A 21,947-nucleotide genomic window follows, 5' to 3' on the forward strand; every position below is an offset into this window, starting at 1 on the left:
CTAAACTCTCCCTAACTTAAAGTCTATTTCTGCATTACTTAAAGTTGAATGTTTTTCATCTTTACTAGATAGAATAGGTTGACTGACAGGCCAATCAATTCCAATCTCAGGATCATTCCAGATAATACCTCTATCATGATTTGGTGAGTAGTACTCATCTACTTTATAAAGGACATTAGTATTTGGAGTTATTGTACAAAACCCGTGTGCAAATCCTTTAGGTACAAGTAATTGACGTTTATTAGACTCGCTCAAAATCACACCTACCCACTGACCAAAAGTAGATGATCCTTTACGAATGTCAACGGCAACATCATAAATTGCTCCAGTTGCCACACGAATCAATTTTGATTGCGCCTTTTCTTCTAGTTGATAATGTAATCCTCTAAGAACACCTGGTTCGACCGATAAAGAGTGATTATCTTGAATAAAATCAATATTGATTCCTGCTTCTTTAAAGGCTTTCTCATTATAACTTTCCATAAAGAATCCTCTATTATCACCAAAACTAGAAGGTTCTACTATCACTACTCCATCTAAAGCCGTTTCTATTAATTTCAATCTAATGCACCTACCAAATCTATGTCTTTTTGGTCGACCTTATTAGCTACTTCAATAAGATACTTTCCGTATTCATTCTTTTTTAGAGGTTCAGCTAGCTTAAGTAATTGAATCTTATCTATATAATTTTTACGGTATGAAATTTCTTCTAGGCAAGCGACTTTTAAACTTTGCCTTTTTTCAATAGTTTCAATAAAAGTCGACGCTTCTAATAATGATTCATGTGTACCTGTATCTAGCCAAGCGAATCCTCGACCAAGTAATTCAACGTGTAGATCACCTAATTCAAGATAAGCTTCATTGATAGAAGTGATTTCTAATTCACCACGTTCAGATGGTTCTATTGTTTTGGCAATATCAACAACGCGATTATCGTAGAAGTATAAACCCGTAACAGCATAATTAGATTTTGGTTCCAAAGGCTTTTCTTCAATAGAAGTAGCTTTCCCATTTTCATCAAAACCAACTACTCCAAATCTTTCTGGATCTTTGACATTATAGCCAAACACCGTTGCTCCTCTTTTACGATTAGCAGCATTCTCTAATAAACTCGTAAATCCATGACCATAAAAGATATTATCTCCTAAAATTAGTGCGACATCGTCATCACCAATAAAATCTTCACCTATAATAAACGCTTGAGCAAGACCGTCTGGGGATTCTTGAACAGCATAGCTAATATCTATACCAAACTCCTCACCAGTGCCAAGTAGCTGTTCAAACCTAGGTGTATCCTCTGGAGTCGAGATAATTAATACCTCTTTAATTCCAGATAACATTAAAACTGACAATGGATAATAAATCATTGGTTTATCATAGATTGGTAATAGTTGTTTTGAAACGGATCTAGTCAATGGGTACAGCCTTGTTCCGCTTCCACCCGCTAAGATAATTCCTTTCATAAAAAACTCCTCCTTTTTAATTTAAATAAAGTCAAAAAATATATTGGTAATGAAATGACAAAAAATATCAATGAGCCCCAAACATAGCTGTCAATTAATAAAGTTATTGATATATATACTAAGCTATATATTAAGAATACAGATATAATTATTTTATTATTTTTAAATGATTTATTTATTGCTAGTTCATTTAATAGATACCAAATAAACCTTGAACAAAGTATTACTATTGATATTGAAATCATTGAGGCAGAAATTCTCAACCCAATAATTGATAAGAAGCAAATAATACACAGCACTATTATTTCAATTTTAATAAATTGTTTTTGCATATAATAAATTTTAAATGTGTTATTCTGAATAACCCTAATAATTAGAGAAAATAAAGATCCAACAAAATAAATGATTAAAATTGACTTACTTGAAGAATACTCTGGAAAAACTCTCTCTATTATGTAATATAGAAGAAAAGTAAATTGAAGAATAACTATCCATATTACAAAGATCGCTTTTTTTATTATTAAATTCACCTTTCTGAGTTCTCCCTTATAATGTGTGGATAGATAAGGGAAAAAAACTTGTGATAAAGACTCAGAAACTTGGTTGACCAACATTATAATAGCAAGCGCAAATGAGTATATTGCAAACTCTTTAATACTGAAATAGACATTTATTATCACACTATCTATAAAGAATAAGATTATTATTAGTGAATTACTAAATAGTAATTTATAGCCTACCTTAATATTTGAGATATTCGTACTTTTAAACTCTGAAAAAGATAGATGGATTTTCGTAATTACTATCATAATTAACAAAACGATAAATGCAGATAAAGTATGAATGGTTATTGCACTCATATAACTAATCTCATCATAGTATATGAAAATAACAATAATACAAATGAATATTATTTTCTCTAAGATTTTCACTATGTTTAGTAGTCTAAAATCTTTTAAAACTACAAAATAATTCTCTATTAAGCTCCTAATATTTATAATTACAGAAAAAATGATAATTAATATTATTAAATAAAGATAATTGTCGCTAATGTTAAATAGAAATGAAGCTCCTATAATTAATATTCCCACTATAATTTGTTGAATAACCAGAAAGGGGAGAGTGCGCGACGCGTTTATTAAAGCTGAATCTGTTTTTGCTACATTATTTAATAAGTATCCATCAACGATACCAAAATGTAGAACCCCAGCATACCCGGCATACAATATAAATGTACGCCACATCCCGAATTCCTCTATACTTAACACCTTAGGACCTGCAAAAGTAATCAATGCTCCACTAAGCAAAACAACAAAAGTGCCAATAATATTCCAAACACTATTTTTAAATATTTTGATCACAACTTCCTAAACTCGATCCATTACTACCCTTTAATCTATTGAGTAACTCGTAAAAAAATACTATTACTAGTCCCAGGAAAAAGGGTTTGAAATAAGCAGATATTGAATTAACAAAGACACTAAATAAAATAAAATAGAATATGATTACGAGGATATACATTTGAAATAACTTTGATATGCTATTTTTATAAACAATATTTATGAATAATTTATTACTGATGTATCCCATCAATAAATGTATAATAAACAACCCAGTATATCCAAAATCTGAGATTATTGAATCCCATGCAGTAGCAGTATTAAGATTTATCTCTCCGCCCCAAAGGTTATATAATAAGGAGCTTTGTTGAACGATTAATTGTCCAGAAAAACTGGTAGATTCGGTGTCCATTATTCCTAATCTATTAAGCATAGAATAGATTGGCTCAAATGTAACCGCTCCAAATGTAGCACTATTGTATTTAACTCCTGAATCAATATAAGACTGTAAGTTCGCAAGACTAGATGTTAGATATACATAGTTGGAAACGATTGTAGTTGTAAGATAATTTTCAGGTAATTGGAATGCAGTTAAATTACTAGTTAATTCAAAGGTCTTTTTCATACCATCATCACGTATATAAGCAATGTAATTAAAAATATTTAACCCTATTATTGCTAATAATATTTTCTTCCAATTCAATTTAAAAAGTATTAATTTGTTATATAGTGCCAAATTGCTTATTAGTTTAGAGAGAATAAAAAAACCAAATGCTAACAATATTGGAGTTCTTGCAAAATAATAGGTGCTAAAGATAAATGCACTTAATAAAGGCAAATAACCAATTATCTTCATTTTAATACCATTATTCATTGAACTAAGAGTTCCTGATATAAAAGCAAGACCAACACACATATAAGACAAACTTTCTAAGACCGAAATCACTAACGTATTTCCATAAATACTACGCTTAAAGAACTCTATTCTTATTAATTCAGAGTTTTGAAAATAAGTAATAACATTTCCATTAGCAAACTCATAGACATTTAATATTCCGTATAACACTATTATCAAGAAGTTAATTATACTAAGTACGTAAAAAAAGGGCCTACCCATTAATTTGCGCTTGTCTTTGTTAGGCATTTTATTATTTTTCTTAAGTGGTTTATAAGATAAAATAGTTCCTAAAAGAAACAAAAACCAAGTTATTATAAATGAAAGTGTGTATTGAGTCGAATACATATTGTAATTTATTAATTTCAAACCATATAATCCTGTGCTTCCTCCCCAACAAAGTGTAAATATAGATAAAGGAGAAAAATATGTATTGTAAATTTTTTTACTTACTAATAAGGACACTATGATAAATGATAAGCCTAATAACGTTAGCATAATTTACCTCTTTTATTAACAGACTTTATACTTTCTTGATATTATGATCTCTTTTAAATATGTATCTATACTGATTGATACAAAATGAAAGTAATATACCAAGCCCGCTAATAGCTTTCAAAAGTTTAACCGCAATTTTAGAATGATGTTTTGAAAAATACTGAATCATACTTTTATTAAAGATCTTTTGTCTGTTTAAAGTAAGAAGTTTATTGAAGCTTTGACCCTGGTAATGTATCATTTCTGAAAAAGGATAAAAATGAATATCCCAACCTTTTTCCTTTATTCTCTTACAAAGATCAACTTCTTCAAACCAAATCCAAAAATTTTCATCAAACCCATTAAGCTCACTTATTACTTCTCGCCTAATTAGCATGCAAGCTCCCATTATTTGATCAACATTTTTTACTTGTTTATAATCAAAATCATCCATTAAATATTCTTTATAATGCTTAAAATTCGGAAATACATGGTGTAACTTTAAGGTGATAAAAGAATATGATAATACTGTAGGAAACTTTCTACAAGATGCTTGAGTACTATAATCTGTATTAAGTAGTTTGCAGCCTATTGCTGCAACATTCTTATTTTTACTATCATTAATATATTCAACCATTTTATATAAAGTTTGCTCGAATAGTATTGTGTCTGGATTAAGTAAGAATACAAAATTTGAATCTGAATTTCGTATAGCATGATTGTTTGCTTTAGCAAATCCCAAATTCTTTTTAGGGTTATAAAGAATGACATCTGGGTACTGCTCTAACACAGCTCCTACACTTCCATCTTCAGAATTATTATCCACCACATGTACATCGAAATCTACAGAACCACAAGTTTTGTAAATGGAATCCAGACATTGTATTAGCAAATCTTTTGTATTCCAATTAACTATGATTATAGATACATTTACTTTCAAAAATTTCACCTCATAAAAAGTATTATCTTATTTAACAAAATACACAGTTGAAGTTCGCTCGTTTTTAGTCGCATTTATAATTCGCCTTTTATGTAACATTTTAGGTAATAATCTAAATGCTTCGACTAGACCTTTTAACGACTTGTACTCTAACAATAAATAATAGATCAACCTTTTAAATTCTCTGGTAAGGATTAACAATCCATGTTTTCTAATATGGGATTTATCCAAATTTTTTACTAACATGCAATAGTGGTTCCTCAATGAAATTAACTTTATGAAATCAGATTGTTTTTTTCTATTATCGATAATATCTTTGATTTTGTTATTGCCTGTCCCACTTATTGCACGCCCATGATGTGCAATTGCTTCTGGAACAAACACTAACTCCCATCCATAAGACCTGATCCTCCAACTTAGATCAATATCTTCTTTATAAGCAAGAAAATCTTCGTCAAAATATTCATTCTCAATTCGTACATCATTTAGAGTTTTCTTTCTGTAAATTGGAGCAGCACCAGAGATTCCAAAAACATTTTTTTTAGAGTCAAATTTATTAAGTTCTTTGGAATTCTGCCCTCTGTCATAAGTATTTAGATTTCTATGAGCCTCTATGCCAGTTGTGTCAATAACACTCAGTGACTGCATTTCATTAAAGTCATATTTAATCAACTTACCTGTAGCACCACCTAAAAGTGGGTTCGATTCCAACTCATTAATAATGTTTAAAGAATAATTTTCATCAAGTATGACATCTGGGTTAATAATAGACACATACATACCCCGACTCATATTTATCCCTTGATTTGCTGCTCCACTATATCCAGTATTCTTGTTATTTAATACGATTTTCACTTGTTTAGGAAGATCTTTTATTATTTCTTTTGTATTATCTGTAGAATTATTATCAATTAATATTATTTCCACATTAAGTCCATTCTGATTAATGAGGCTAGGAATACAAGACTCTAAAAAATGTGCACTATTCCAATTAATTATTACAAAACTAATATGTATTTCTCCCATAAAATTCACCCTGTTTCTTATTTCATATATGCTGAAAATTTGCGCACTAACCTAGGGGACAGAAATTCACTTTTTTTTCCGATCTTGTATCCGATAAACTTAACAAGTACTTCAATTAATGCTTTGGGAATGACTAGAACATATTTCTTAGCAATTAAGAACTTCAATTGTTCTATAATCATTCTTAAACCTTCTTTTTCATTTGATGCATATTCTAATAAATAATCTGTTTCTTCAAACGCCATACCTATATCAAAATACCTCTTAAATTGTTGCTTATAAGTATAATTATGTGAATGGTAGACTTTGGCCTCGTTACTATAACAAACGTTATACCCACTTAAAATAACTTTAGAAGCCATTATCATGTCTTCATTTAGAATGATTTTCTCTGGAAAACCTTCAAATTGTTCAAAACAAGTTCTTTTATACATACTGCATACATTTGAGTTAAAAAAAGTCTTAATTCCAATTTCTCTGATACTTTCTTTGTTTTTATATATTTTTTTATCCGGATAATTAAACCCTCTTGCAAATACCTCTAATATTCCTGCATCTTCTTTTGGTATCTGTCTTGCGTAGGAAATGAGGGTTTTCTCATCCAACTCTTTATATAAATTACATATAAGAAAAGCATCATAAGGGATTGCATCTTGTGTCATATATAATAGGTAATCTCCATTAGCTAATCCAGCTAGCATATTTCTAGTGCCACCGTGGTCAAAATTATTATTTTTTATAACCTCAATAATAACTTCTGGATACATTTCCTTTATAATAGATAGAGTTTTATCAGTAGATGAAGAATCCACAACAATAATTTCTAAGCTTTGAAAATGTGATAATTTTTGAGAATACAACTTATCTAGTAGTCTCACAATATATTTTTCGGCATTATAAGTTGGTATTAATACTGAAATTAGTGTTTCCCTCAATTAGTATGCTCCCTTTCTCAATAAGACCATAGAAATTGTCTTAACCATTATTTTAAGATCAAATACGAGGGATTGGTTATGTACATAATAAAGCTCTAAGTCGACTCTCTCAGGGTACATCACTTCACTTCTTCCACTTACTTGCCAATATCCTGTTACTCCAGGCTTAACTGATAAAAATTCAGTTGTTTGACTCTTGTACTCTATTAATTCTTGCTTAACGACTGGACGTGGACCAACCAAACTCATACTTCCAAGAAGGACATTTATTAACTGTGGCAATTCATCTAGACTAGTAGACCTTAGAAACCTACCCAATTTTGTAACTCTGGGGTCTTCATGTTGTTCTAACTTGTAATTATTTGCAATATATTTCTTATATAACTCATCATCGCTTTTCAGTTTTTCTTCAGCATTTACTATCATAGAACGAAATTTATATATATAAAACTCCTTTTTGTTCTTACCTATCCTTTTTTGTTTAAAGAAAACTGGCCCCTTATTATCACCAAATAAATATAAAGAACTAATAATAAGGAATACTGGTAGTATTAATATCAAACCCGAAAGTGCACCAACAATATCTATTAATCTTTTAGTTATTAAATATATTTTTTTAGAAGCCACATTTTCTCTTAGCAATATTCTTGAATCAGCTTTTGGTGATTCCATCGCAACTTCCCCTCTCGTAGTCTTTTCTCTTAATTAACTTTGTGAATAATAATAATAGCTACCTTCGGTCATCTTCTTTCTGTTCAAAATTACTCCAAGCAGCTTACTATTAACACTTGCAAGTCTATCCTTCGCCTTCACTGCAGCTTCCTTATCAGTTGTCCCACTACTAACTACTAAAACCGAACCCTTGACTTTATTCGCAACAATCTGTGCATCGGCCACTGCAAGAACTGGCGGGCAGTCGAATAGTATAACATCATAGTGTCGAAGTGCTTCATCAATAAGAATATCCATCCCTTTTGAACCAAGAAGCTCTGATGGATTGGGTGGAACAGGACCACTTGTTAAAACGTTAAGATTAGGGACTTCTGTCTCCTGTATAACGTCGACTAAATCAGCCTGACGAGTGAGGATATTTGTAATCCCTCTTGTATTCATTGTTCTGAATGTGTAATGAACAGTTGGCTTACGCAAATCAGCGTCCACAATTAAGACGCTTTTTCCTTGTTGAGCAAGAACTACCCCCAAGTTAGCAATCGTTGTTGATTTCCCTTCCATCGGTCCTGAAGAAGTAACCATGATCGTTCGAACCTCTTCTTCTACAGAAGCGAACTGGATGTTTGTTCTGATTGTTCGATATTGCTCTGCAATAGGTGACTTAGGATTCTGATGCGTTAAGAGACTTCTTTCTTTATCCACGTGTATAGACTTTCTATTTTTACGACTCAACCGTTTCCCCCCTTACTGATTTTTTTGCATTGCGCTTTAATGAACCTACTTCTTTATCCTCAATAATTGCAATTGTTCCAAGTACTGGCAGTCCAAGCAACTTTTCAATGTCATTTTCATCTTTTATCGTGTTGTCAAGGTAGTCCAGTAAAAATGCAAGACCAACACCAACCATTAGTCCTACCACAAGTGCAATCACCATATTTAAAATAGGCTTAGGATCAACTGGATTTGGTGTTCCTTCAAAATTAGCTTCCGAAAGAACACTTACATTATCAACATTCATGATGTTACTAATTTTATTTTCAAAGACTTTGGCTGTGGTATTTGCAATTTTTACAGCTACTGCTGGATCAGCATCTTTAACCTCAATAGAAACTACTTGTGAATTCTGTTCGTTACTTACTGTGATTTTTTCATTTAAGTCACTCGTTGATATATTTAAATCAACCTTATCTGTAACCTCATCTAGGATAGTTGGACTTTTTATGATGACACTATATGTATTGATTAGTTCAACATTTGTTTTCACCTGATTGTAATCGAAACCATTCTCAGAACTTTCTTTTTGGTTTACTAGAATTTGAGTAGACGCTTGGTATATCGGGGTTAGTAGAAAGTAAGATACGATGCCACTAGTCGCTGTAGCAACCAACGTTATAAGTAGAATAAGAGAGAGTCGCTTTTTCAAAACTTCGAATATTTCCTTCAAGCTAAATGTTTCTTCCATTAGATGCCTCCAGCAAAATATAAATATTTTTCTTAATTGAGTAACATTTTCCAGTTCAGATTTCACTATAACATAGAATCACAATGAATTTTAGACAGATTTTCCAGATTCACCCCCATGAAAATAGTAATAGTAAGAAAGGCACGGATTAATTTGTCGAATTCAGTCGATGAAAGTGTTTACATAGTTAACATCTATGTTTTTTTGTCGAAAGTTTTACGTTACCTTTAATTTGTAATTTCATCTTAAAATATTCCAAGAAACTTCTTTTTCTTAATAACTTCCGGTAGTTCTTTTGATACCATTTTCCCTCGAATCATATCTTCAGCATTTTCTTGAAGCATATATCTAGTAGATATGTCGAATTCTCGTTCTACCGCTTCAAATGAATCACCTAAGTCAAAAGGCCTATTCGTGATATTATGAGCATCGGAAGCCACAAAATGAGCAAGGTTATGATAAATTAAATCCATAGAAAACTTTTGAATTTTCTTCCCCATTTTACCTGTAACACTTGATCCAGTCAGTTGACTAAGTGCTCCTTCTTGTATTAGCTTATAAAGCTTATCAGGGTTCTCCATAATTTCTCGATTTCGTTCAGGGTGGACAATTATTGGTATAATTCCATTTACTTGAAGATCAAAGAGGAGTTTATTTGCATAGCGTGGTAGATGACTAGACGGAAATTCAATCAATATGTAATTACCAGTTTCATTTACAGTTAATAAATCGTCACCCTTTATATCCTCAACTAATTCTCCGTAAATCCTATTCTCCTGTCCAGGCAATATCTCGATACCGATACCTTCTTGTTGAAGTCTTTCATTCAATAATTCTACTTCCTTCAATATGATAGCTTTTTCGTTTACAAACGTACCATTTCGATGATGTGGGCTAGCCACAATCTTTGTGATACCCTGGTCATAAGCTTGTCGAGCCATTGCAAGACTATCATCTATCGTTTTTGCACCATCATCGATTCCAGGTAAAATGTGGGAGTGAATATCAATCATATTCTTCTCTCCTTTCAAAATTTTCATTTATTAATAGAGTAGCATACTTCTCTATCGTCTTTTTTGAAGTTTTCTTGAAATTTTCAGTGCGTGTCTTACAAGCAACTGTTTGATTTTACCATAAATGTTTGCCTTGTATATCCTTTTTTATTTTTGGAAGGTATTTACTTTGGCTTTTTCATGGACGTATAATATAGGTTAGTATTTTGCACTTATCATTCTTTATTAACTAATAGAAAGCTGGAATGTAACTATGAAAAAATTCTTACTCATTACAGGTATTGTTCTGGGAATTATCCTACTATCTGTTGGAGGGTATGCTTACTACTTATATTCTTCGGTAAAGGATACCGCGAGTTCAATGCATGAGCCAATTAACCGTGAGACATCATCTATGCGCTCTGAAAATGTGAATATGACCGAAAAAGATCCCATTTCGATTCTTCTTGTTGGGGTAGATGAGCGCGGTAACGATCAGGGACGTTCAGATACAATGATTATGATTACATTAAACCCTAACGATGAATCAATGTATATGTTCAACCTCCCCCGTGATACTAGAACTGAAATTGTAGGTCGTGGAACGATTGAGAAAATGAATCACGCTTATGCCTATGGTGGCGTTGAAATGACTATGGACACTGTGGAAAACTTCCTTGATGTACCAATCGATTATTACTTCAAAGTAAATATGGAAGCATTTAAAGATGTGGTTTCTACACTCGGTGGTGTAACAGTGGATAACCCTCTTTCGTTCGACTATGAAGGATATAGCTTTCCTAAGGGAGAGCTGGAACTGAATGCACAGGAAGCTCTTGCTTTTTCACGTATGCGTTATGATGATCCCAAAGGGGATCTTGGACGTAACGACCGTCAGCGTGAAGTCATTAAGGCGATTATTGATGAGGGTGCTAGTGTAGGTAGCATCAATAAGATTGGTAGCCTACTCGATGCTGTTGGTAGTAATGTAAAAACAAATATGACATTCGAAGAAATGAACAATATCTTTCAAAACTATCGTAGTGCACGGAAGAATATGAATACATTTGAGATTAGTGGTCATGGAAGAATGATTGATAACCTCTGGTATTATATTGTTCCTGAACAGGAAAGACAGATAATCACTCAAAAATTGAAGGATCATCTTGATATTAGTTAATAAAGAAAAGCTGACATAAACTCATGTCAGCTTTCTTTTTTGTATTTTCTATAAGTTAACAGGGTTTTTGCTATATATCCCTAAAATAATAAGCACTTTTCGACACCATTTGTAAGCGTATACATGTATAATATAAGAAGAGTTACCCTGCTTCAAATGAAAGGCATTTCATTGAAGGGGATGAGGATATGGAAAGATACGAAACTGGCAGCCTGGGTAAAGGAATGGTTTGGGGCATTTCGTTAAGTATTCCTCTATGGGTCTCTTTGATTGGGTGGGCTAAGATTCTTGTGATGATTTGGAAATAGAATAGAGAGAAGAAAAAGGGTAGCGCTGCTATCCTTTTTTGTTTTTTGTGTAAAGGTTATAGCTTCCTATTAGTTATTCATTGCGTAGTAGATTGATAACTTTTTAAGAGTATACTCTTAATTTCTTCGATATATGGTTTAACGGATCCCTGGTTTTGTTTTTCCGACTCGACTGTCTTTACAAACTGTTCAATTTCATCCCATTTAATTTGGTTACTCTGATTACTCACAGTCCTCACTGCCTTCCTATGCTTTTTAGATGGTATACCCGAAATTATGAAACTCTAACATTCTAATAATGATAAGTTTCGTAATTTTACCATCTGTGGTGACAGTCGCATATTAATTACTAAAGGCGATTTCTATAAAGTATAAAAAAGTTTCTAACGGGTATACTAATTAAAAGAGAATTTTTGATGGTCTACCTTAAAAGGAGATGAAGAAATGCAGAGCTACGAAGAAGGAAACTTCGCTAAGGGTATGGTATGGGGCATTTCACTAAGTATTCCACTCTGGATCTCACTAGCCGGTTGGGCAAAAATTATGATAAAAGTAGTTAGTTAAAAGTACAAAATATATAAAAAGACCATCTGAATGTAATCAGATGGTCTTTTTTAGCTTGCTAAAATACTAATGAGAGCGCCTACAATAATTGAAAAAACGGGTATTAAAGCATATCCTATGTGTTTGTTACGTTTCTTTTTCCATGCGATCTCTTCCGGAGTCATCCAAGTACCGTTCATTACATCCCTCTTTTTCGAAATAATTTGTGATTATAAGTGGGTTCATTATAAGGTCGTTTTATTCACAAGTTATATTTTAGCATATTATGTATAAATGTGTAGCTAAATATGTGAAAAATTTATCTTTTATACCATAATATTCCTAAATATGGTGTTAAAACTCACAATAATCTGTGAGTTGTGTCAGATTTTGATCATTTCCCACCTCACTCTTTTTATCGGAAAGGAACCCAAATTTTTTAACCTTGTAATAAAAAATAGGTATATATAATTATTTGGAAATAATTATTTTCCTTCACTGTTTATGAGTAACTACTTTAAATGTTGGTGAAGTAGTAAAAACAATTCGGCTTTTTCACCTATCAAACCCACCACATTAGGCGTCCATCAACCTACCATTTACAAATCCAATTGACAAGGAGGGATTAGCACCAACTCAACACAATACTTTATACCCACTTCCTAGATAAGAATATAGTCACAAATTTTCCCCTTTTCCTCCCTTGATACCACCTCTTTCGTAGTCCGTATTTCCCCAATCACTTAATATTCCTCCAGTTATATTTTTAAATGAAGACCGTAGAAAACATAAGATTGAGTACACACCATCGAATATAGAGACCCCACAAGCTTTACACCATTTCAACTCTTATTCTTTTACAATCGAACCTAGGCAGGCACAAAACATTCTCGAAGGAGATACGATCGTGGCGATCCTTTTACCGACGGTTTGGCTCACTCTATTATTCGTCTTATATATCTACCAAAAACAGTTCAACAAAGAGCTTGAATTACTACCAGCTGAAGAACAGATCGGTATCATTATGACTCACCCTATGGTTGGGGAAAGTATACAACATAAATTGGTGGATACTTTCGATGCTTCGCATTCCATTGTTCTCATTGCAAGTGAACGATGTAATTATTGTGCATCAGAAATAGAGGAGCTTCTTATAGAAAACAAAACGACGCAGCTACCTATTATTGTTGGAGTTGTAGATGATGAAAAAGAGGCTGGGGCAAAATCAAAGTATAAACAATATGAAGAAGCTGTTACTTTAACCGAAATTGAAGAAGAAACATTAGTAGAGTTAAATATTCACCAATATCCTACATTGTTATTAGTAGATGATAAGGGCATTGTTCTTGAAGAGTCTGGTTGGAATCGAGCACTCTTTCTACATTATGAGAAATTGAAAGGGGGTGAAAGATATGTTGAATAAGCTTCTAGGTGTGAAGCCAAATGGTTACCCTTGTGATTCAAAAACAAAGCGCACTTATTGTGGCGCTGTTTGTAACCTTGATGGTGATCGTTCTTGGCAAACCTCTTACTATGATAGCGTAACTGGGAAAACGTGTAAGACGATCCATCATTCTTGCACTTGCTAATCTAGTCACTACATAGACCAGGAATTCGTTCCTGGTCTAAAATCTTATTTGGCGGTAATGCGATGAATATAACGTACTTACAGAAAAGCTTCGCTTTCGTATGGAAAATCAGTCCACTGTGGTTTCTAGCTTCAATCATCATCAGGTTGATTACTGGATTACTACCATTAGCTGCATTGTGGGTGACGAAAGAGCTTGTCAATGCTGTTGCTTCAATCATCAGTTCGACTAACCCTGATTATGAACGTGCTTTTATCTTTCTGAGCCTTGAACTTCTCATTGTTGGCCTTGGTGCCACACTTAGGCATATATCCGAGATCTTCGATGAGCAAATCGAAATCAAACTAGACTACAGCGTGGGAAAGCTCGTTTCAGAAAAGGCAGCATCCGTACCACTCAGCTATTTTGAAATACCTGAGTTTTATAATCACCAGGAACGAATAAGTGGCAACTATGGAAACAAGCTTATGTCACCTGTGAAAAACGTGCTTGATCTCGGCCAGTATTCCATTAGCTTAATTACTTATCTATCCTTTTTATTGTCATTTCATTGGGGACTCATGATCTTAAGTTCGATCGCAGCGATCCCGATTTTACTGATACAAACTCGTTTCGGAAACGAGAAGTTTTTCTTACTAAAGTTTCAAACTCGAAAAGCGCGAGAAGCCAATTTCTTAAATAACCTCTTGCATGATCGTCAATCGGCTAAGGAGATCCGACTCTTTAACCTCGGTCAGCGCTTTATTACGAAATGGGGACGCTTGTTCTTAGAGAACAATCACGAAATACTCGCCTTGTTAAAAAAGGAAAAAAAGGTTCAGATCATATTAGATTTCTTTACTGCAGTCTTGTACAGTCTTTCTGCTGCAGTCGTCATCTGGCTGTTAAGAAGTCGCTCTTTAGGAATCGGAGAGTTTGTATCGATTGGGCAAGCGATCAAAGGCTCTCAATCTTCCTTAAACATGATTGCATCCAACCTTGCAAGAATATATGAAGAAAATCTCTATATAGAAGATTTATTTGAATTCCTAGATTTCAAAGATGAACGGTACACGTTATCTCATATTGAATGTACATATCCTTTTCCATCGAAACTTCAAAAAGGCATTTCTATCAAGAATGTTAGCTTTTGGTATCCTGACAGTGAAAAAATGGTGCTCGATAATGTTGATTTTGCGATTTCTCCTGGCGAGAAGATTGCGATCGTCGGAGACAACGGCTCTGGTAAGACAACTCTCGTTAAATGTCTTCTAGGATTATACCCCGTTAGCACTGGTGAAATTATCGTGGATGGGATCAACATCAACCAGTACGATCCTTCCACCTTGAAGCAGAGCATGACTGGAATCTTCCAAGATTTTATGCAGCTTCCTTTTTCAGTGAGAGACAATATTACCTTAGGTGACCTCGATCATCTCGATGATGATTTATTGATGAGAAAAGTAGCGAAGCAATCTGGAATCTATGACACCATTCAAAAATTCCCTGATGGGTTCGAGACGAGATTAGGAAAACTTCTCGGCGATGGAGAAGACTTATCAGGAGGCCAATGGCAAAAGCTCGCCCTATCACGTGCACTCTTTAGTAAGGCAAACATCATTATTCTAGATGAGCCGACAGCATCTCTTGATCCATTGACGGAACTGAAAATCTTCAACCAGTTCAAGCAGATAACAGAAGATAAAACGACAATCTATATTTCACACCGAATGGCAGCTGCGCGTCTCGCTGATCGGATCATCGTAATGAAAGAAGGAAGATTAGTTGAAGTCGGTAGCCACGAAGAATTACTTGCTCTTGGCAATGAATATTATGACATGTTCACGAGCCAAGCGCAGTGGTATGCATGATCGGAGGGGTTAGCATGGAACTATTGTATCTTTTCTTACGGATAGGACTCGCATTGATCCTATTAACATCTGCTTATACAAAGCTTAAGGACATGTACGGTCATGAGGAAAGTATTAGAAACTATGAAATTATCAAACCTGAGCTTGTTAAAGCAGTTGGAAAACTGAATGTCGCAGCTGAGTTTCTAATTGGCTCGTGTATTCTAGTTGGATTATTTTATCAGTTCAGTATCTTCCTTTCCATCTTGTTGTTGGGGGGTTATACGCTCGCAATCGTGATTAACCTCAAACGTGGAAGAACGGACCTCTCATGCGGATGTGGCGGAATCGTTGGCGAAAACCTTCTATCATGGAAGCTCGTCTTTCGAAATCTTGCCATTATGGCGGTTGCTTCCCTCCTTCTCATAGGTCATACGGAGATCGGAACTGTTGATGCTGTTATACGTGGTGAGCCTATCCAAGACGTTTATCCAGCGTATTTCTTCATTGCTTTTTGTGGAATAACCGTAGCTCTTATTAGCTTCATTATTGGGCGCGAACTAGTTACATTGAGAAGTCACTTTAAACGATTGCTAGCGTAAAGGGGGAAAAAGAAATGAATGCGAACTGGGAGCTATTGTCTCATATTGGATTGTGGATTTTCCTCTTTCTCCAATTCGCTGTTCTACTTTATTTTCTGAGACAGGTTACTCATTTTCTTAATCGATTTAGAAGTAATGGCAGCACCGTTGAGGAAAAAGCATTACAAAACGGTGAGCAAGCACCTCTCTTTCGATCGAAGGATCAACATAACCAACCGATTTCTATGAATGATTTAAACGGAAAACATACAATTATGATTTTCAGCAGTGCTACATGCCCTACCTGCTCCACATTACTGAACAATGTTCCACATCTTGCAGAACAATACGAGACGAATCTACTTATCGTTACTCAGGAAAAATTAGAGAAGGAATCTTGCCCTTCTATCGCTAATACTTCTTATATCGTTGCACCAGAGATTTTTGAAATGTATTACATAAAAAAAGTTCCAACCATCTTCATCATTGATCCGGATGGTAAAGTCGCAGCTAGCGGAGACATGAATGAGCTCGACAATGTACTACGCATAGTTCCACAGAGAAAGGCTGGCTCAATCGCACAGTAGAGGGGGTTCTTCATGGCACGTTCATTTTTCACTAAAACAGCACTACAATTTTTACTCACTTCGATAGGGATCTTCCTCATCGGTTCACTTCCCTATCTTCTTTTCAATATGAAGTCACAGCTCGAAGTACTCAAAATGATCGAGCGAAATGAGCTGAATAACACGCTCTTTCTTTCAGATAACATTGTTACGAACGTTGATGCGTACTTTGCTAACATTATCGATACGATCGGAATCATTTTTTCTGGAAATGCAACGCAGTATTATGCGAGTGGGGGGCAATGGCCGCTTTTCCCAAAGTTTTGGGAAGCTTATATCCAATCGATGCAGTACTTGGTCGTCTCTCTATTCGTAGCTCTTGTATTCGCAATTCTCCTTACCATTCTGACGATGTTGTTACCTAGTAACAAAAGGGGCATCCCAAAAGCTTTTTTATTCATTATGGAATCATTACCTGATATTTTCATCATTCTTATTACTCAGATCGCCATCATTTGGATCTATAAGAAGACAGAAATTCTATTATTCAACATCACAAGTGGGTTTGGAGAACAAGCAATACTTTTGCCAGTGCTCGTCCTCTCTCTCCTACCTGCCCTCTACATCTATAAGTATTTACTTCTTTCTTTTGAAGATGAAGAGAAGCTTCTGTACGTTGAACTGGCTAGAGGAAAAGGATTGAATCGCAGTCGGATCTTACTCATACATATTTTCAGAAACTCGATTTTCACGCTTTTTAACCACTTCAAGGGAATCTTCCTTTTTGCGTTAGCGAATCTATTGATGCTTGAAGTCATCTTCGATATCAGCGGATTTATGACGTTCATCTTTGAGCACGGTGTCCTTAATAACGAAATCGTTACGATGGGACTGTTTATGATATTTCTTCCATCGTTTCTCTTTTTCACGATTATGCAATGGTTATTAAATAAATCCTTTAATGTGATGGGTGATTCATGATGAAGAAGCTCTTGAGAAAACCGATGGTAATAGCAGGCGCCTTGTTTATCTTATTACTTCTCGTTGGAAGTTTCCTATATAGTGCCCTCGTAGAACCTCCCCAACCTGAGAAAATGCTCTATGATGGCAACGGTGATGTTGTTGCATTAGCACCGTTCCCACCTTCAGCCACGTTTCCACTAGGAAGTGATATTGATGGAAACAACTTTATGTTGAAACTTCTTGAAGGAGCGAAGTTTACGATTGGGCTTTCGATTATTGTAGCGCTAGGAAGAATGGTTCTTTCTTTCATAGGAGGCTATTTACTGTTTCTATTGCCAGCATCTTTTCGTAAATTTCTCGCGGGTCTTGCTGATACATTTCACTATGCACCGGTTACGATTTTCACGTATGTGTTGATTGCCCCAGTAGTAATGACGTTCAGCTGGAGTTATAGCACACCAACGAAAATTATTTTCCCAATGCTGGTTCTGATGCTCATCAGTGTTCCTGTGCTATCGCTTTATGTACAAAAAGAACTCGATCTCATTGCGCAGAAGGAGTTCATTGATAGCGCGAAAGTAATGGGTGGTAGTCACTTTCATATTTTCAAAGCTCATATGGCCCCATTCTTGAACCCGAAGCTACTGATTATCTTCATCCAACAAGTGGGACAAGTACTGATCGTCTTTGCTCATCTTGGGTTATTGAGGGTATTCATCGGAGGCACAGATGTTAGAGTCCTTGAATATGACATTACCACTGGTGAAGCGACCACCGCAGCCTTTACCATGTCGAACGAATGGGCGGGTTTGATTGCGCAGAACTTTCAGTATGTAAACTCATTCCCCTGGATGATCCTCGCCCCAGTGACGGCATTTGCGCTGACGATTCTTGCGATTAATGGAATTGTCTATGGTCTGAAGTCGGGCCCAACGTATAAGAGGAAACGGAAGAAGACAAAAGCTCCAAATGTAAGCTATACAGTGAACGCGGAGAGTTTTGAATTACGGAATTGATGAGAGATGGGGTCAGGCACGTGCCTGACCCCATCTCTCATATCATTTATTTATATACCATTCGCTTAAAAGAATATATCCTGTTAACACAACCAGCGCAAACCAGAAAAACCAATCTGGTACGTACTCGAAACCAAACATGGTTAACCTCCCAACGGGTGACTCCTATTTGAATATTATGGAATGTTTCTTTGTGTTTTTCAACTTTTATTAGATTCATCGTTAGAATAATAATTAAAAACAGTGCCAGGCACATGTCTTACAATAGATTTTAATTACTATTTATGTAAACTAATGAAATAGTTACTAAATTAAAATAAAATAAGGGTTGTACAATCTACGATGCACTTATTTAAGTAGGGATCATCCTACTCTATAAAGGGAGTTTTAAAGGTGTTAACAATCAAGAATCTTGAAAAGCAGATAAAAAATGAGGTTATCTTTCCGAAGTTTGATTTGGTTATCGAAAAGGGACAGACTGTTTCGCTTCATTCAGCCGTGAATGTAATCAACGAATTACTTAATGTCTTAACTGGTAGAGTCCCTATTTTCCAAGGAACGATTCGCTTAGAGGGAAAGGATATTACAAAGCCCAACTTAAACATAGGCGTTTCATTCTTAAAGGGTGGCGTTTATGAGCGACTAAGTGTGCTTGATAACTTAAAATTTTATAACGGGTTATTTGGATCGAATCAGACTGTTGATGAAGTGCTCCACCTTGTCCAGCTCGAAGATAAGAAGAATGAGAAAGTGAAGAAGCTCTCTTATTCAGAAGTAAGAAGGATTCAATTTGCTAGAATCATTTTTCAAGATCCTTTGTTGTTTGTTTTTGAAGAACCTGATCAAAGTGTCGACATGGAAACGAAAAGAGTGTTTCTGAAAATCTTGAAGCACATACAAGAGCAGCAGAAGAGCGTATTGATTCTCACTGGAAATATCGAAAGTGCGATAACACTTGCAGATACAGCTTATCGGTTGAATGGGAAAGGCCTGCACGCGTTACAAATCGAAAGTGAACAGCCTACCTTTGCGGATTTAGAGGATGAAGAAGACGAATCAAACGAACCTCTTTCACCATCTTTCACATTCAATAAAATTCCTGCCAAAGTTGAGAAGAAGATTCTATTGTTTGACCCTAACGAAATCGATTATATCGAAAGCTCCGGAGGCGACGTTACCATCCATGTGAGGGGCGAAGGGTTCCAGGGATATTTTACCCTAACCGAATATGAAGAAAAACTAGCTTCATATGGTTACTTTCGATGTCACAGATCGTATCTCGTTAACTTACAAAAAGTAACAGAGGTCATTACCTGGACAAGAAATGCATATGGACTCATTCTTGAAGATTCATCAGAACTCCCTTTGTCTAAGAATAAAATGGCTACCCTGAAAGAAATCATCGGCATTTAACGTGCTCCACTCGTCTAGATATGGACGCCATTCACGGTTATTCATGCTCCATTCGACCTTTTCAGCCTCCATTTAACGGTATTTTAGTGCCTCCTAATCGTTGTTCGGATAATCTTAGGTTACAAACAACGAGGAGGGTTCATGTTGGAAAATATCATTGAAGTACGTTCATTGATGAAAGCATTCGGTAATCAGGTGGCATTGGATGGAGTGGATTTTTCAGTAAGAAAAAAAGAAATCTTTGGTTTTCTCGGACCAAGTGGTTCTGGAAAAACGACGACGATAAAAATTTTGACAGATCAACTTTCACCTACCGATGGTGAGGCAACCGTTTTCGGAGTCCCCTCTCATCGATTAACAAAGGAAGGTGCACATCGTAGAATCGGAATTCTAACAGATAATAGCGGAATGTATAATCGACTATCGATCTACGACAACCTTAAGTTGTACTGCGAGCTCTATGGGGTTACACATGCTCGTATCACTGACGTGTTAGAAATCGTAAACTTACAAGATGAGAAGAAGAAGGTCGTTTCTCAGCTATCTAAAGGAATGCTGCAACGCGTTCTTCTTGCGAGAGCCCTTTTGCATAAGCCGGACCTTCTTTTCTTAGATGAGCCGACCTCAGCACTAGATCCCGCTAACTCCCGACATATTTACCGTGGCTTGCGTGAGCTGAATAACGAAGGGACAACGATCTTTTTGACGACGCACGACATGAGCGAAGCTGAGTTGCTTTGCGATCGAGTCGCGTTCCTTCATGAAGGGAAGATTCAGTTACTTGATGAACCGAAGAAGATAAAAAGACAGTTTTCAGATTCAACGATTACGGTGGAGTTAAACGATGGAAGAAAAGTTGTTATGAAGAATGGACCGGAAGATGCTGAACAAATGCATCAGTATATGTCGAGCAGCCAGGTCGCCTCGATCTATTCAAACGAACCGACATTAGGAGACATCTTCATCAACGTAACAGGGAGGGAATTGGTATGACTTTTTCGATGAAACGCGCGTATGCGATCTTCCAAAAAGATGTAAAAGATTTAACAAAAAATTTATTCGTCATCACGACTGCACTCTTACCGCTCATATTAGCCGTTTTCTACGGTACATCTAATCTTATATCGATCGAAGCACACTACACCGTGATCAACCTCACGTTCGCTGCAGTAGCCGTCTTTATCCAGAGTGCCTTAATTGCTGAAGAGAAGGAGAAAAATACGTTAAGAGGACTCATGCTTTCCCCTGCAACACTATTAGAGATTCTGGGTGGTAAAAGCGCGCTAACGTTCCTTTTTACGATTGCGACGATCGTTGTTTGTTCGTTCATTACTGGGTATGAGCCTTCGAATCTAGTTGTAGTAGGAATTGCTATCCTTCTTTCCACTGTGTTTTATATCGCACTAGGTACGTTTGTGGGGTTGCTATCAAAGTCTGTGATGGAAGCATCGGTCATCGTGCTGCCGGTGATGTTTATTTTCGGATTTGGGTCGGTCCTGCAATCATTCGCGGACAAATATGCGATGCTAGCCTTCATTGAATATATGCCGAACGTGCAGCTTATCGAGTTAGCGAACAAAGTGGAAAATGGTGTAGGTATGACAGATCTTTGGCTACCGTTATTCGTTATCGCAGGATGGGCGGTTGTTAGCGGAGTATGCGTGGTTTTAATGTATAAAAAAAGAGCATTGGATGATTAGAAATTATTAAGAGCGGGGGTCAGGCACGTGCCTGACCCACGCTCTTAACAATTTATT

At 35.5% G+C, this 21,947-nt stretch carries 23 protein-coding genes; 11 read left to right on the forward strand and 12 right to left on the reverse strand.

Annotation, left to right across the window (positions count from 1 at the left end):
- The 11 genes from rfbC to LCM09_RS07150 all read right to left on the reverse strand — a co-directional run bounded on the left by rfbC (position 1) and on the right by LCM09_RS07150 (position 10,223).
- Positions 1-561, reverse strand: coding sequence for a dTDP-4-dehydrorhamnose 3,5-epimerase (rfbC, locus tag LCM09_RS07100; protein ID WP_224879946.1), 561 nt, complete (start codon positions 559-561; stop codon positions 1-3).
- Positions 558-1,463 carry a glucose-1-phosphate thymidylyltransferase RfbA gene (gene rfbA, locus LCM09_RS07105; RefSeq protein ID WP_224879948.1) on the reverse strand — a complete coding sequence of 302 codons (906 nt, stop codon included), beginning with the start codon at positions 1,461-1,463 and terminating at the stop codon, positions 558-560. Before rfbA ends, rfbC begins: the two co-directional genes overlap by 4 nt.
- Positions 1,460-2,824, reverse strand: coding sequence for an oligosaccharide flippase family protein (locus LCM09_RS07110; protein ID WP_224879950.1), 1,365 nt, complete (start codon positions 2,822-2,824; stop codon positions 1,460-1,462). The genes rfbA and LCM09_RS07110 overlap by 4 nt, the downstream gene beginning before the upstream one ends.
- Complete coding sequence (locus tag LCM09_RS07115) at positions 2,808-4,196, reverse strand: O-antigen polymerase (protein ID WP_224879952.1); 1,389 nt, start codon at positions 4,194-4,196, stop codon at positions 2,808-2,810. The genes LCM09_RS07110 and LCM09_RS07115 overlap by 17 nt, the downstream gene beginning before the upstream one ends.
- A gap of 25 nt (positions 4,197-4,221) precedes the next feature.
- The gene (locus tag LCM09_RS07120; protein WP_224879954.1) at positions 4,222-5,115 is read right to left on the reverse strand and encodes a glycosyltransferase family 2 protein; all 894 of its coding nucleotides are present in this window, start codon (positions 5,113-5,115) and stop codon (positions 4,222-4,224) included.
- A 27-nt stretch (positions 5,116-5,142) separates the two neighbouring features.
- Positions 5,143-6,141, reverse strand: coding sequence for a glycosyltransferase family 2 protein (locus LCM09_RS07125; RefSeq protein ID WP_224879956.1), 999 nt, complete (start codon positions 6,139-6,141; stop codon positions 5,143-5,145).
- Between the two features lie 17 nt (positions 6,142-6,158).
- Positions 6,159-7,076 carry a glycosyltransferase family 2 protein gene (locus LCM09_RS07130; protein WP_224879958.1) on the reverse strand — a complete coding sequence of 306 codons (918 nt, stop codon included), beginning with the start codon at positions 7,074-7,076 and terminating at the stop codon, positions 6,159-6,161.
- Positions 7,077-7,748, reverse strand: coding sequence for a sugar transferase (locus tag LCM09_RS07135; RefSeq protein WP_224879960.1), 672 nt, complete (start codon positions 7,746-7,748; stop codon positions 7,077-7,079).
- 33 nt (positions 7,749-7,781) lie between these two features.
- On the reverse strand, positions 7,782-8,480 hold the full coding sequence (locus LCM09_RS07140; RefSeq protein ID WP_224879961.1) for a CpsD/CapB family tyrosine-protein kinase: 699 nt from the start codon (positions 8,478-8,480) through the stop codon (positions 7,782-7,784).
- Complete coding sequence (locus LCM09_RS07145; RefSeq protein WP_224879964.1) at positions 8,470-9,210, reverse strand: YveK family protein; 741 nt, start codon at positions 9,208-9,210, stop codon at positions 8,470-8,472. Before LCM09_RS07145 ends, LCM09_RS07140 begins: the two co-directional genes overlap by 11 nt.
- A gap of 245 nt (positions 9,211-9,455) precedes the next feature.
- The gene (locus LCM09_RS07150) at positions 9,456-10,223 is read right to left on the reverse strand and encodes a tyrosine-protein phosphatase (protein WP_224879966.1); all 768 of its coding nucleotides are present in this window, start codon (positions 10,221-10,223) and stop codon (positions 9,456-9,458) included.
- A 253-nt stretch (positions 10,224-10,476) separates the two neighbouring features.
- On the opposite strand from LCM09_RS07150, the gene LCM09_RS07155 reads away from it, so the two are divergent.
- The gene (locus LCM09_RS07155; protein WP_224879968.1) at positions 10,477-11,382 is read left to right on the forward strand and encodes an LCP family glycopolymer transferase; all 906 of its coding nucleotides are present in this window, start codon (positions 10,477-10,479) and stop codon (positions 11,380-11,382) included.
- A 385-nt stretch (positions 11,383-11,767) separates the two neighbouring features.
- Here LCM09_RS07155 and LCM09_RS07160 read toward each other — a convergent pair whose 3' ends face one another.
- On the reverse strand, positions 11,768-11,920 hold the full coding sequence (locus LCM09_RS07160; RefSeq protein ID WP_224879970.1) for a hypothetical protein: 153 nt from the start codon (positions 11,918-11,920) through the stop codon (positions 11,768-11,770).
- Between the two features lie 1,220 nt (positions 11,921-13,140).
- On the opposite strand from LCM09_RS07160, the gene LCM09_RS07165 reads away from it, so the two are divergent.
- The 10 genes from LCM09_RS07165 (at position 13,141) to LCM09_RS07210 (ending at position 21,890) form a co-directional block, all read left to right on the forward strand.
- Positions 13,141-13,656: a hypothetical protein gene (locus tag LCM09_RS07165; RefSeq protein ID WP_224879972.1), complete on the forward strand. Its 516-nt coding sequence runs from the start codon at positions 13,141-13,143 to the stop codon at positions 13,654-13,656.
- Complete coding sequence (locus LCM09_RS07170; RefSeq protein ID WP_224879974.1) at positions 13,646-13,822, forward strand: hypothetical protein; 177 nt, start codon at positions 13,646-13,648, stop codon at positions 13,820-13,822. Before LCM09_RS07165 ends, LCM09_RS07170 begins: the two co-directional genes overlap by 11 nt.
- Before the next feature lie 62 nt (positions 13,823-13,884).
- Complete coding sequence (locus LCM09_RS07175; protein WP_224879976.1) at positions 13,885-15,672, forward strand: ABC transporter ATP-binding protein; 1,788 nt, start codon at positions 13,885-13,887, stop codon at positions 15,670-15,672.
- Positions 15,673-15,686: 14 nt separating this feature from the next.
- Positions 15,687-16,253 (forward strand): MauE/DoxX family redox-associated membrane protein, encoded by a 567-nt coding sequence (locus tag LCM09_RS07180; RefSeq protein WP_224879978.1) that lies wholly within the window; start codon positions 15,687-15,689, stop codon positions 16,251-16,253.
- A 14-nt stretch (positions 16,254-16,267) separates the two neighbouring features.
- Positions 16,268-16,819, forward strand: a complete 552-nt coding sequence (locus tag LCM09_RS07185; protein WP_224879981.1) for a peroxiredoxin family protein — start codon at positions 16,268-16,270, stop codon at positions 16,817-16,819.
- A gap of 12 nt (positions 16,820-16,831) precedes the next feature.
- On the forward strand, positions 16,832-17,779 hold the full coding sequence (locus LCM09_RS07190; protein ID WP_224879983.1) for an ABC transporter permease subunit: 948 nt from the start codon (positions 16,832-16,834) through the stop codon (positions 17,777-17,779).
- The gene (locus LCM09_RS07195) at positions 17,776-18,777 is read left to right on the forward strand and encodes a hypothetical protein (protein WP_224879985.1); all 1,002 of its coding nucleotides are present in this window, start codon (positions 17,776-17,778) and stop codon (positions 18,775-18,777) included. Before LCM09_RS07190 ends, LCM09_RS07195 begins: the two co-directional genes overlap by 4 nt.
- A 393-nt stretch (positions 18,778-19,170) precedes the next feature.
- Positions 19,171-20,190 carry a LytTR family transcriptional regulator DNA-binding domain-containing protein gene (locus LCM09_RS07200; RefSeq protein ID WP_224879987.1) on the forward strand — a complete coding sequence of 340 codons (1,020 nt, stop codon included), beginning with the start codon at positions 19,171-19,173 and terminating at the stop codon, positions 20,188-20,190.
- A 144-nt stretch (positions 20,191-20,334) separates the two neighbouring features.
- Positions 20,335-21,183, forward strand: coding sequence for an ABC transporter ATP-binding protein (locus LCM09_RS07205; RefSeq protein WP_224880139.1), 849 nt, complete (start codon positions 20,335-20,337; stop codon positions 21,181-21,183).
- Positions 21,180-21,890, forward strand: coding sequence for an ABC transporter permease (locus LCM09_RS07210; protein WP_224879990.1), 711 nt, complete (start codon positions 21,180-21,182; stop codon positions 21,888-21,890). The genes LCM09_RS07205 and LCM09_RS07210 overlap by 4 nt, the downstream gene beginning before the upstream one ends.
- Positions 21,891-21,947 lie beyond the last annotated feature (57 nt).

The organism is Guptibacillus algicola (assembly GCF_020171805.1).
Lineage (GTDB): Bacteria > Bacillota > Bacilli > Bacillales > Guptibacillaceae > Guptibacillus > Guptibacillus algicola.